The following is a 12,132-nucleotide window of genomic DNA, read 5'->3' on the forward strand; positions in this document are numbered from 1 at the left end:
GGGCAGGACTTCGGCGTGGTAGCAGGCGAAGCCGCCGTCGGCATGGGAAAAGGCGAAGTGGTGGATGTAGCCGTTGAAGTAGTGCTCGCTGCCGTCGTCCTGCTCGATGCCGACAGTGACGTTCTTGCCCATGAGTTCCTTGAGTTCGATGCCGGCGTGGGTGGAGAGCAGCTGCAGGCGCAGGTGGAAGGGTTCGGACAGGGCGGCATGGGCGTGCAGCGTGTCGACCATGAGGGTTTTCTCGGGCGGCAGCGGGGAGGTGAAGCGCAGCAGGCGGTGGGTGTCGGTGAACTGGGGGATGCCCGCTAAAGCGGAGAGGCTTTCCTCGACGTCGTCGGCCTGTTCGGTGCTGGCGAAGGTGGGGAAGAACGGTGCGGTGGGGGTAGCGAAGTCGCGGATGGCTTGGCCGTGCAGCGGGTGGCCGGCGATGTTCAGCACTTGGGCGGCTTGCTGTGCGAGGCCAGCGGCTTGGGCGGCCTTGGTGATGTTGGGATTGAGTTTGCCAGCGGCTTGCAGGCCTTGCTGCAGGACGGCGCCGGGAGTTTCGGCTTGCAATGCGTCGAGAGCCTGAATGGCGGAGGACGCAAGCTGCAGTTCCTTGGGAAGCGGTCCCGCCAGCGCGGCAGCACTCGCGGCGAGCGAAGCCAGCGACGATGGAGTGGAGGCCGATGAGGGGGCAAAGTCCTTGAGCGGATCCTGTTCCGGGTCATCGAATGGCTTGAGGGACATGTGTTTCTCCGACGGTATTGCGTTTCTGCGGCTTTTATCTGAATAGAAAGCCTGCAGAACTTGATTTAAATGCAACACAAAAGTTGTCTGGATGGTAACACGGCTATTGCCAATAATTAAGAAAATTGCAACATTTGACGCATGTATGCCACAGTTGGATCGTGTTGGCATGCAGGGAGAGGAATGAAGGAGTCGAGATGTATTGGCGTCAGCATTGAGACGAAATGACGCAGGCGCGCCTCGGCGTAAAGGCTGAGCAAGTGCAGTGAAATCTTTTAACGAAATTCGTTGTATTTGTGCCTTGCTCCCGCAGGCGGTGCGATGGCAGGCTTTCGCAAGCCATGGGTTGCGCTGCTGTAGTCTATTTGGCTTGCAAGCCAGATCATGGTGAGGATTGGGATGAGGGTAATCGTGACGGAGATAGGTCTTGGCAACTCCCCTCATCCCCGGCCCTCGCTCCGCGCCCCACGATCTGGCTTGCACGCCAGATCGGCTTCGGCAGCGCAAACCCGTGGTTTGCGAAACCCTGCCTGCGCCCCGCCTGCGGGAGAGGGGGAAAGAAACGCCGCGTCAAACGACTTTGCTGCCCTGCTTGGGAAATTAAGGGACCAAATGACTGACTTGGCCACGCCGTGGTCAGGACGCCAAGGTCCGAGCCATGCGCGGCCGGGCGGCGCGTCAGTATTCGACCGCCGCGCCCTTCACGCCGAACTTGTCGGCCAGGACCTGCTTCAGTCCATCAGCAGGCGACACGCGCCAGTCGTCGGCGAGACGGATCTCGCAGCTGCCCACGCCGGCCTGCATGTAGCGCAGCATCAGCGGCAGGCCGTTCTCGGAACGGTAAGGCGCGAGGATCTGTTTCATCTGCGCGGCGTCGAGCCGGGTATCGAGCGAGAAGGCGAACTGGCGGCCATAGGCGATACGTGCCATGGCGATATCCATGACCTTGTCGGCCGAGACGCGGATGCCGCCGGCGAAGCGGTCTTCCGAGACCTTGCCCTGCACTGCCAGGAATTCGTCTTCCTTGAACAGCTGCTTGTTGGGCTCGTAGAGCTCGTTGTAGACGGTGACATCGACAGTCGCCGTACCGTCGTCGAGGGTGACGATCAGGATCTTGCCTCGCTGAGTCATCTGGGTACGCATGGCGCTGACGATGCCGGCCATGAGGCGCGGCTCGCGGGCTGGCTCCAGGCTGGACAGCTTGGAACGGGCGAACTTGCGCGCTTCCTGCTCATAGGCATTGAACAGGTGGCCCGACAGGTAGAAGCCGAGCGCGACCTTCTCTTCGGTGAGGCGCTGCTTCTCGCTCCAGGGCGCGGCCTTCACGTATTCGAGCGGGGCTTCCATGCCGTCGTCCGGTCCGCCGAACAGGCTGACCTGGTTGGCCGAGGCTTCCGCCTGCTCCGCGCATTCCATTGCATAGTTGACCGAGGCGATCAGCACGCCGCGATCGACGCCGAAGCAATCCATCGCGCCGGCACGGATCAGCGATTCGATGGTGCGGCGGTTGATCTGGCGCTTGTCGATGCGCTTGACGAAATCGAACAGATCCTTGAACGGCCCGTCCTGACGCGCGGCGAGAATGGCTTCGATCGCATTCTGGCCCGAGCCCTTGACGGCGCCGAGGCCGTAGCGGATCTGGGCGGCCTTCTTGCCCGGTTCGCCGACGGGAGTGAAACGGTAGTCCGACAGGTTGATGTCCGGCGGCAGCAGCTTGAGGCCGCAGATGTCGATCGCATCCTCGACCAGGATCTTGATCTTGTCGGTATCGTCCATTGCCAGCGACAAGTTGGCTGCCATGAACGCGGCGGGATGGTGGGCCTTGAGGTAGGCGGTGTGATATGACAGCAACGCATACGCGGCGGCGTGCGACTTGTTGAAGCCGTAGCCCGCGAACTTCTCCATCAAGTCGAAGATTTCGTCGGCCTTTTCCTGCGACAGGCCGTTCTTGGCCGCGCCTTCGCGGAAGATCAGGCGGTGCTGCGCCATTTCCTCGGGCTTCTTCTTGCCCATCGCGCGGCGCAGCAAGTCCGCGCCGCCGAGCGAGTAGCCGCCGATGACCTGCGCCATCTGCATCACCTGCTCCTGATAGACCATGATGCCGTAGGTTTCGGAGAGAATGCCTTCGGTACGCGGATCGGGATACTCGAATTTCTCGCCGTGCTTGCGGCGGCAGAAATCGGGGATCAGGTCCATCGGGCCCGGCCGGTACAGCGCCACCAGCGCGATGATGTCCTCGAAGCGGTCGGGGCGCGCATCCTTCAGCATGCCCTGCATGCCGCGGCTTTCAAGCTGGAACACGGCGACCGTCTTGGCCTTGGTCAGCAGCTCATACGACGGCTTGTCGTTGAGCGGCAGCTTTTCCAGCGAGAAGTCCTGCATCGCCGGATCGAGCTGCTTGATGTAGCGCACCGCGCGGTCGAGGATGGTCAGCGTGGTCAGGCCCAAAAAGTCGAACTTGACCAGGCCGACGGCTTCGACGTCGTCCTTGTCGTACTGCGAGACCACGCCGGAATCGCCGCCCTGGGTGTAGAGCGGACAGAAGTCGGTGAGTTTGCCGGGCGCGATCAGCACGCCGCCGGCATGCATGCCGATGTTGCGGGCGATGCCCTCGACCTGCTGCGCGAGGTCGAGCAGCTGCTTGACCTCCTCTTCGTTTTCCATCCGCTCCTTGAGCAGCGGCTCTTCCTCGATCGCATCCGCGATGGTGACCAGCTTGCCCGGCTTGAACGGAATCAGTTTGGAAATGCCGTCGCAGAAGTTGTAGCCCATGTCGAGCACGCGGCCGACGTCGCGCACCGCGCCCTTGGCCGCCATCGTGCCGAAGGTGGCGATCTGCGACACCGCTTCCCGTCCGTAGCGGTCCTTCACGTACTGGATCACGCGGTCGCGGTTTTCCTGGCAGAAGTCGATGTCGAAGTCAGGCATCGAGACGCGTTCCGGGTTGAGGAAGCGTTCGAACAGCAGGTTGTATTCGAGCGGATCGAGGTCGGTGATCTTCAGCGCATACGCCACCAGCGAGCCGGCGCCGGAGCCTCGGCCCGGTCCCACCGGCACGCCGTTGTTCTTGCCCCACTGGATAAAGTCGGCCACGATCAGGAAGTAGCCGGGGAAGCCCATCTTGATGATGGTGTCGGTCTCGAACTTCAGCCGCTCCTCGTAGCGCTGGCGGTTCTTCTCGCGCTTTTCCGGATCGGGGAACAGCTGCACCAGCCGCTCTTCCAGGCCGGACTTTGCCTCCGTCACCAGGAATTCATCGAGCGACACGCCATCGGGCGTCGGAAACAGCGGCAGCCTGGGCTTGCCAAGCTCCAGCTGCAGGTTGCAGCGCTTGGCAATCTCGATGGTGTTCTGCACCGCCGCCGGCATGTCGGCGAACAGTTCGGCCATCTCGGCCTGCGACTTGAAGCACTGCTGTTCATTGAAGCGCTTGACCCGGCGCGCATTGGCGAGGATCTCGCCCTCGGCGATACAGGTGCGCGCCTCATGCGCGATGAATTCTTCCGCCTTCAGGAACTGCGTCGGATGCGTGGCCACCACCGGCAGCTTCAGCTTGCCCGCCAGCGCGACCGCCTGCCGCACATAGCCTTCCATGTTGGGCTGGCCGTAGCGCTGCACTTCGATGTAGAAGCGGTTCGGGAAAATGCGGGCCCAGCGCTCGGCGTTGCGCTGCGCGGCGGCGGCGTTGCCGTTGTCGATGGCCATGCCGATGTCGCCGCTCTGCGCGCCGGACAGGGCGATGAGATCGCTCGCACCGTCGTTTTCCAGCCACTCCGCGCGGATCTCGGCGCGGCCGCGATGCACGTTGGTCAGCCAGGCCTTCGACAGCAGTTCGCACAGTTGCAGATAACCGTTGTGGTTCTTAACCAGCAGCAACAAGCGTGAAGGCTTGTCGCGGTCGTCGTCATTGGTGATCCAGACATCGCAGCCGGCGATCGGCTTGATCCCCTTGCCGCGCGCCGCTTTATAAAACTTGACCATGCCGAAGAGATTGGCGAGATCGGTGATGGCGAGCGCGGGCTGCTGGTCCTTCGATGCCGTTTTGACCACATCGTCGATGCGCACGAGGCCGTCGACGATCGAGTATTCGGTATGAAGGCGGAGATGGATGAATTGCGGCGATGTCATGCCGGTATTTTACCGCGAGCGCCCTGCTTCCAGACGGCAAGCCCATTTCCCGTGGCTCCGGCTGTTGCGGGTTTCCCTATTGACAAACACCCGGCAGGTCACGGGGCAGGCAGCAGGCAAACAGGCCCACGGGCGGCAAAAGCTGTACCGTCTGCCGGCTGCGAGCGTTTATAATGTCGGCAAATCAAAGACTTATCTTCTCCATTACCGTATGCAGTCCAGCAATCTCTACGTCAATATCGCCGCCTACAAGTTCATTACCTTCGACGATACCGTCGAAAAGCGTCCGCAGTTCCGCGCCCTGTGCGAGGAGCTCGACCTGAAAGGCACCATCCTGCTCAGCCCGGAAGGCATCAACCTGTTCCTGGCCGGCCTGCGTGAATCCATCGACAAGTTTCTCGCCTTCCTGCGCTCCGATCCGCGCTTTGCGGATATCGAAGTCAAGGAAAGCTTTTCCGACCGCCAGCCGTTCACCAAGATGCTGGTCAAGCTCAAGCGCGAGATCATCACCATGAAGCATCCGCTGATCAAGCCGGAAGAAGGCCGCGCGCCGGCGGTCGATGCGAAGACGCTCAAGCGCTGGCTCGACCAGGGCCATGACGACAACGGCAAGCCGGTGGTCATGATGGATACGCGCAATGCCTTCGAGGTCGATGTCGGCACGTTTGAAAACACCATCGATTACCGTATCGACAAGTTCAGCGAATTCCCTGATGTGGTGGCCAGGCACAAGGATGAGCTCGACGGCAAGACCGTGGTCACCTTCTGCACCGGCGGCATCCGCTGCGAAAAGGCGGCCATCCACATGCAGAACGTCGGCTACGACAGCGTCTACCAGCTCGAGGGCGGCATTCTGAAATACTTCGAGGAAGTCGGCGGCGCGCATTACAAGGGCGACTGCTTCGTCTTCGACTACCGCACTGCGCTCAATCCCCAGCTGGAAGCGACCGACACCAAGCAGTGCTTCGCCTGCCGCGCAGTGGTGACGCCGCGCGAGCAGCTGTCGCCGTATTACATTCCCGGCCGCTCCTGCCCGCATTGCAAGAAGGAGATGAAGGCGACGGAGGAGTCGCAGGCGGCTTGATTGTTGTTGGGATGATCTGTTGGGATGAGCTGATGAAAAAGCCGGCGCCGTTGATGACGGGCCGGCTTTTTTGTTGGGTTGGGTTTGCTGTTTGCGGGGTTGCAGGCAAGGTTTTGCAGACCGCAGGTTTGCGCTGCCTTAGCCGAATCGTGGGGCCTAAGAGCGAGGGGTCGGGATGAAAGGGTTAGCAAAGCCTCCTGAGGTCTTGGCTACCCCCCCTCACCCCTTCCCCTCTCCCGCCTGCGGGAGAGGGGTTCTTTTTTACTTTCGCATAAATAAGACTGGTAAGACTGGCAAGACTGGCCAGGCAAAAACCAAAGAGGCTGTTAGTCCCCCTTTTGCCGACGCCAAAAGAGCGCGGCGCCAAGCGGATAGAGAAGCGCGGACTGTCTGAGCCGCAGGCGAGTTTCCACGCTTCCCGCTTGGTGCCGCGCTCTTTTGGGAACCCCGCAGGGGCGGCGGCATCGGGGTCGTTTTCTTGCCTTCTTCTTTGTCGACACAAAGAAGAAGGTGGCCCGCCGGGGCCAGTCCCGGCAAAGCAAGCCCCCACGGAGAAATCACCGTACAAGCCATCTCCAAACCGAAACCCATAGAACACGCACAAGCCCCCGCACAAACAAAAACGCCCGCATCACTGCGGGCGTTTCACATCAAGCCTCAGAACCTACTTCCCGGCCTTCGGATACTCCAGATCATAAGTCACCCTGGAAACCTTCCCCACCCCCGGCCCCACCGGCATCGCATAACTGGTGCCGCCGGGCGCAAAGTAAGCCGCCACCGTATGCAGGTCATCCGCATTCAAGGTCCCCGCCGCATACCGCAAACGCAGGTAGCTGATCAGATAGCTGTAGCGCGCCTGCGCCAGGTCACGCTGCGCGGTGTACAGCTGCTGCTGCGCATTGAGCACATCGAGGTTGATGCGCACGCCGCCCTTGACGCTCTGCTGCGTGGCTTCCACCAGCAGCTTGGCCGAATTGACCGACTTGACCAGCGCATTGATGCGCGAGGCGCCGCTCAGCAGCAGATCGTACTGCTTGCGCAGCTCCACCAGCACCAGGCTGGTCCGCGCGTCCAGGTCGGCCTTGGCCTTCTGCTGGCTGGCGACCGCCTGCGTGGTCGCTGCATTCACCGAGCCGCCGGAGTAGATCGGGATATTGACCTGCACGCCGAGCGCGCGGACATCCGATTCCTGGTTGCGGGTATTCACCGTTTCCGAGCCGCTCTTGCTGTACTGGGCGATGAAATCCACGCGCGGCGCGTGGCCGGCGCGGGCTTTCTTGACCTCCTGCTCGGCAATCTCCACCGCGTAGCGCTGCGCCGCGATTTCGGAATTGCGCTCCAGCGCCAGCGCCTTCCACTCTTCGAAGGAAGACGGCGACATCGGCTTGACGCGGAAGTCGTCGCCCAGCGGATCCAGCTGAGAGACATCGATGCCCACGATGGCGGCAAGATTGTTGCGCGCGGTGGTCATGTTGTCGCGCGCCTCGATCAGCTGCGCTTCGGCCAGGTCGTAACGGGCCTGGGTTTCCAGCATGTCGGTCCTGGTGCCCTCGCCCTTTTCGAACATGCGGTCGTTGACCTTGCGCTGTTCGGCAAAGGTGTCGCGCTGTATCGTCGCCAGCGCGAGCTGGTCCTCGGTGTACTTCGCTTCCGCATAGGCGCTGACCAGGCGGATCACCAGGTCCTGGCCGCGCGCGCTGAACAGGGCATCGCTGTAATTGCTCTGGGCGATACCCTGCCGGTAGCGCGCGTAGCCGTCGAGATTAATCAGCGGCTGGCGCAGCGTGACGCCTCTTGAGGTGCTCTCGTAATCGAGAGGCTCGGTTCCTCCGCCGCCAAGTATATTCCTCGGTGTAGTGATGTCACCCTTGTTCTTGAAGGTCGAATAGTTCGCCGACACGTTCGGCAACAGGTTGGAGCGCCCAAGCACCCGGTTCTGCTGCCCCGCCTCGTTCTCATGCACCGCGGAGCGGTAGGTCGGATCGTTCTGCAATGCCGCTTCATAAGCCTGCACCAGGCCGACGGCCGAGGCCTGCCCGGCCTGTGCGAGCAATGCGGCGGCCACTGCCGCCGCCAGCAGGCGTTTGTTCGTCAGTACCGCCACGCTTACTCCTCGCTCAGGGATGTCTTGGCGCGGTCCATGACCGGCTTGAACAGGTAATTCATCATCGTGCGTTCGCCCGTCTTGACGAAGACTTCCACCGGCATGCCGGCGCGCACCTGATGGTCCTTGAGCATCTTCTTGCCTTCCGGCGTGACCATGGCTTTCATCTTGTAGTAAGGCATGCCGGTCTTCTCGTCGACCAGGCGGTCGGCGGAAATCTGGGTCACCTTGCCCGGAATATGCGGCGTGGTGTTCTGGTTGAAGGCCGGGAAGATCAGTTCCACGTCCAGCTCAGGATGCACCTTGTCGATCAGGTTGACCGGCACCTGACCTTCGACGATCAGCGGATCGTCCACCGGCACCAGGTCCATCATGCGGAAGCCGCTGCCGACCACGCCGCCCTGGGTGAACACGTTCATGCCGACGACCGTGCCGTCGACCGGCGCGCGCACGATCACGTTGTTCAGGTCGAAGTCCTGGCTCTTCAGGCGGCTTTCGAGCGCTTCGGCTTCCTTCTGCACTTCGCTCAGCTGCGAACGCACTTCCTTCTGGTAATCCTGCTGGCGCTGCATGCGGCGCAGGCTCAGTTCGGCGATCTGGCGCTGGGTGCGGCCGATGTTGCCGATGTTCTCGGAAATGCCGCCGTTGATCTGGGCATAGGTACGCTCCAGGTCGAGCAGGCGGTTGCGGGCCACATAGCCGTCCTTGGCGAGGTCGCGCATGCCGGCCAGCTGCTCCTTCAGGAAGACCTGCTGCTGCTTCTGGCTCTCGAGCGCTTCGTTCAGGCCGCCCAGCTGCGACTTCAGGCCGGCGATGCTTTCATCCACGCCGGCGAGTTCGCTCTGCAGCGAGGACTGGCGCGACGAGAACAGCTGCTGCTGCAGCATGATGTTGTTGGCCACGCGGGGATCGCTCTTGGCGCTTTCCAGTTCGCCCGGGAACTCGATGGTCTTCCTGCCGTCGCGCTCGGCGATCAGGCGGGCTTCGGTAGCGCGCGCCGAGAAGTACTGGACGCGAGTCATCTCGGCGGCCGCCTTGGCCTGCACGTCGTTCATCTTGACCAGCGGCTGGCCGGCCTTGACGGTGTCGCCTTCCTTGACCAGAATCTGCTCGATGGTGCCGCCGGTCTGGTGCTGGATCGCCTTGCGGTTGCCCGACACGGTGACGGTGCCGCTGACCGGCACGCCCTTGTCGAGCGGAGCGAAGATGGCCCACAGCAGGAAGCCGCCGACGCCCAGCAGGACGATCAGCCAGCCGAGCCGCGAATGGCGTGAAGGATCGGTATCGATGTCGACCGGCGACACATCCTGCGCGACGACTTCGGTCGCGTCTTTGCTTTTCAAGAGTTTCATGCGCTTATTCCTGTTCTGCTACCGTGGCGTCCTGCTCGGTGGTTCGCTGGGCGTCCTGTGCTTGTCCTTGTGCCTGTGCCTGCAGCTGGGCCTGCTGGGCCGCACGCTGCTGCGCCGCCTGCTGCTGTGCCAGCTGGGCCTGCTGAGCCTGCTGCTGCAGTGCCGCCAGCACGTCATTGGTCGGACCGAACATTTGGGCCGCGCCGTCGCGCAGCAGCAGCAGCTTGTTGGTCACGCCGATGACGCTGGTGCGGTGGGTGATCATGACGATGGTCTTGCCGCGGCGGCGCAGATCCATCACCGCGTTCACCAGCGCCTGCTCGCCGACGTCGTCGAGGTTGGAGTTGGGCTCGTCGAGCACGATCAGCGAAGGATCGTCGTACATGGCGCGGGCCAGGCCGATGCGCTGCTTCTGGCCGCCCGACAGGCCGGCGCCGCCATCGCCGAGGATGGTGTCGTAGCCCTTCGGGAAATGCAGGATCATGTCGTGCACGCCGGCGCGCTTGGCCGCTTCGATGACTTTCTCGGAATCGACTTCGCCGAAGCGGGCGATGTTCTCGCTGACGGTGCCGCCGAAAAGTTCGACGTCCTGCGGCAGGTAGCCGATATGCGGGCCGAGCTGATCCTTGTTCCACTGGAAGATGTCGGCGCCGTCGAGGCGCACCTTGCCTGACGCCGCCGGCCATACGCCGACCAGAAGACGCGCCAGCGTGGACTTGCCGGAACCGCTGGGGCCGATCACACCGAGCGCGTCGCCCGGGACGATGCCGAAGCTCAGGCCCTTGATCACCGCGACCTGCGCGCCCGGGGGCGCCGCCATCACGGCTTCCAGCGTCAGCCGGCCTTCCGGCTTGGGCAGTTCCATGCCGGCGCCGCGGGCCGGGTTGTTGGCCAGCAGTTCGTTCAGGCGCTGATAGGCGCTGCGCGTGCTGCTCCAGGATTTCCAGACGCCGATCACCTGCTGCACCGGGCCGAGCGCCTTGCCCATCAGGATGGACGCCGCGATCATCATGCCGGGGGTGATCTTGCCTTCCACCGCGAGCAGCGCGCCGTAGCCGAGCACCAGCGACTGCAGCGAGGTCTGGAAGAACTTGGTAATCGCGGTCACGATGCCGGCCTTCTCGCTCGCTTCGGCCTGCAGCTGCAGGAAGCGGCCGTGCAGCTTGAACCAGCGCTGCATCAGGTTGGGCAGCATGCCCATGGATTCGATGACTTCCGCGTTGCGCAGGTTGTTGGTCGCCAGGTTGGTCGAGGCGATGGCCAGCGCGTTGGCTTCGCTCAGCGGCTTCTTCGACACCTTCTCGTTGATGAAGGCCAGCGCCACCAGCACCGCCGTGCCGACCAGGGCGAACACGCCGAGGGTGGGCTCGAACAGGAAGATGACGATCAGGTAGATCGGGAACCAGGGCGCATCGAAGAAGGCGAACAGCGCATTACCGGTCAGGAACTGGCGCAGGTTGGTCAGGTCCTGCAATGCCTGCCCGGCATTGCCGCCGCCGCGGCGCAGGTTCTGCTCGAAGGCGGCGGTGTAGACCCGCTTGTTGAGCTGCATGTCGAGCTTGGCGCCGACGCGTACCAGCACGAAGCTGCGCACATATTCGAGTGCGCTCATGAATACATACGCCCCCAGCATGATGAGCGTCAGCATCAGCAGGGTGATCTCGTTGCGGCTGGGGAGCACGCGGTCGTACACCTGCAGCATGTAGATCGACGGCGTCAGCATGATCAGGTTGATGATCGCGCTGAAGATGCCGACGGTACGAAACGCTCCCTTGAAGCTGGCAAGCGCCTGGGCGATTTCGTTGTTGGGAAGTTGAAGTTTAGATTTCATCTAGGATTTGACGCGCTGGTGAATGCCGGTTGGGCAAATGGATCCATGAAGAACAAAAACGGCGGCGGGAACAATCGGTATCCGTTTTGCAACCCGGACAGAACGCCTCCTGCACTGCCGGATAACTGTCAGTTAATCGAAATTTGCCAATCTGAAAACATTGTTGTTGTCTTTCGAAAAATGTGACGGTTATCACATTTGGCGAAGCTTACCACAGCGAAATTTGCCGTACCACAGTTTTTCTCGTGGGAACAGAAAACCACAGTTTCGTCGTGTGATATCAGAAAAAAGCCTGTGAAACTGCTATTTCCCGGTTGGCTGCAATCTGGTGTCCATATTCAAGGTGGCAACTTTTGCAAAGCAGGCCGGCTCCTTGTCCCTACCCTTTCACCGATGTCCTTGCATGACCGGAAGTCGTCTCTGACATGAGACCGTCACGAACAGTTTCCCCGACCGGAAACAATTTATTGAATGAACGATTTCCCTTGCGCATTGATTAACACAATCGCTTCAGCGCAGCGTGAAAAACACTGATTGCTTTTGCAAGAGCGCGCGGCACTGCACATCGCCATTGCATTTCTTGACATGCATCATTCATGCGTTGCGGTCCGGGCACATCGAGGCAGATACACCTCGTTACGCCGTTGATAGCTCTCAACGGAGCCGCGAGTTCTGCTTTGCATGCTCGCTCGCATCGGTATTCTTGCCTTTAATGCCACGCACCCTCGCTGTGCGCGGCATGCATGCTCGCCGCTTTGCGAAGCATTGAGCGCCGGCTACAACAAAGCCCATTAACACGTATCCATTGCAGCATATCCATTGCACAACGCGTTTCGCTACGGAGGACATTTCGATGAAGCACTTCAGCCTCAGGGCTGCGGCATTGCCTTTCGTTACATCAGCA

6 protein-coding genes are annotated in these 12,132 nt (G+C 61.6%); 1 reads left to right on the forward strand and 5 read right to left on the reverse strand.

Translation table 11 applies throughout. From position 1 onward, the window contains the following. Both IGW03_RS20420 and dnaE read right to left on the reverse strand, forming a co-directional pair. A partial coding sequence (locus IGW03_RS20420; protein ID WP_194724377.1) for a contractile injection system protein, VgrG/Pvc8 family occupies nt 1–729 on the reverse strand: 729 nt, incomplete at its 3' end. A gap of 678 nt (nt 730–1,407) precedes the next feature. After that, the gene (gene dnaE, locus IGW03_RS20425; protein WP_194724378.1) at nt 1,408–4,857 is read right to left on the reverse strand and encodes a DNA polymerase III subunit alpha; all 3,450 of its coding nucleotides are present in this window, start codon (nt 4,855–4,857) and stop codon (nt 1,408–1,410) included. A gap of 211 nt (nt 4,858–5,068) precedes the next feature. Here dnaE and IGW03_RS20430 point away from each other — a divergent pair, with 211 nt between their 5' ends. After that, nucleotides 5,069–5,941: a sulfurtransferase gene (locus IGW03_RS20430; RefSeq protein ID WP_194724379.1), complete on the forward strand. Its 873-nt coding sequence runs from the start codon at nt 5,069–5,071 to the stop codon at nt 5,939–5,941. 664 nt (nt 5,942–6,605) lie between these two features. Here IGW03_RS20430 and IGW03_RS20435 read toward each other — a convergent pair. From IGW03_RS20435 to IGW03_RS20445, 3 genes are read right to left on the reverse strand one after another with little or no spacing between them, the layout of a single operon-like run. Beyond that, on the reverse strand, nt 6,606–8,045 hold the full coding sequence (locus IGW03_RS20435; RefSeq protein WP_194724380.1) for a TolC family outer membrane protein: 1,440 nt from the start codon (nt 8,043–8,045) through the stop codon (nt 6,606–6,608). Between the two features lie 2 nt (nt 8,046–8,047). Continuing rightward, nucleotides 8,048–9,397: an HlyD family type I secretion periplasmic adaptor subunit gene (locus tag IGW03_RS20440; protein ID WP_194724381.1), complete on the reverse strand. Its 1,350-nt coding sequence runs from the start codon at nt 9,395–9,397 to the stop codon at nt 8,048–8,050. A gap of 4 nt (nt 9,398–9,401) precedes the next feature. Next, a complete protein-coding gene (locus IGW03_RS20445; RefSeq protein WP_194724382.1) occupies nt 9,402–11,228 on the reverse strand; it encodes a type I secretion system permease/ATPase in 1,827 nt (608 codons plus the stop codon). Nucleotides 11,229–12,132: the final 904 nt, after the last annotated feature.

The organism is Noviherbaspirillum malthae, from assembly GCF_015352985.1.
In the GTDB taxonomy this organism is placed as follows: domain Bacteria; phylum Pseudomonadota; class Gammaproteobacteria; order Burkholderiales; family Burkholderiaceae_D; genus Noviherbaspirillum; species Noviherbaspirillum malthae.

What these genes read in the sequence shown, in the direction of transcription:
- IGW03_RS20445 (WP_194724382.1), bottom strand. Translation starts at nt 11,228, where the DNA reads ATGAAATCTAAACTTCAACTTCCCAACAACGAAATCGCCCAGGCGCTT.
- dnaE (WP_194724378.1), bottom strand. Translation starts at nt 4,857, where the DNA reads ATGACATCGCCGCAATTCATCCATCTCCGCCTTCATACCGAATACTCG.
- IGW03_RS20430 (WP_194724379.1), top strand. Translation starts at nt 5,069, where the DNA reads ATGCAGTCCAGCAATCTCTACGTCAATATCGCCGCCTACAAGTTCATT.
- IGW03_RS20440 (WP_194724381.1), bottom strand. Translation starts at nt 9,397, where the DNA reads ATGAAACTCTTGAAAAGCAAAGACGCGACCGAAGTCGTCGCGCAGGAT.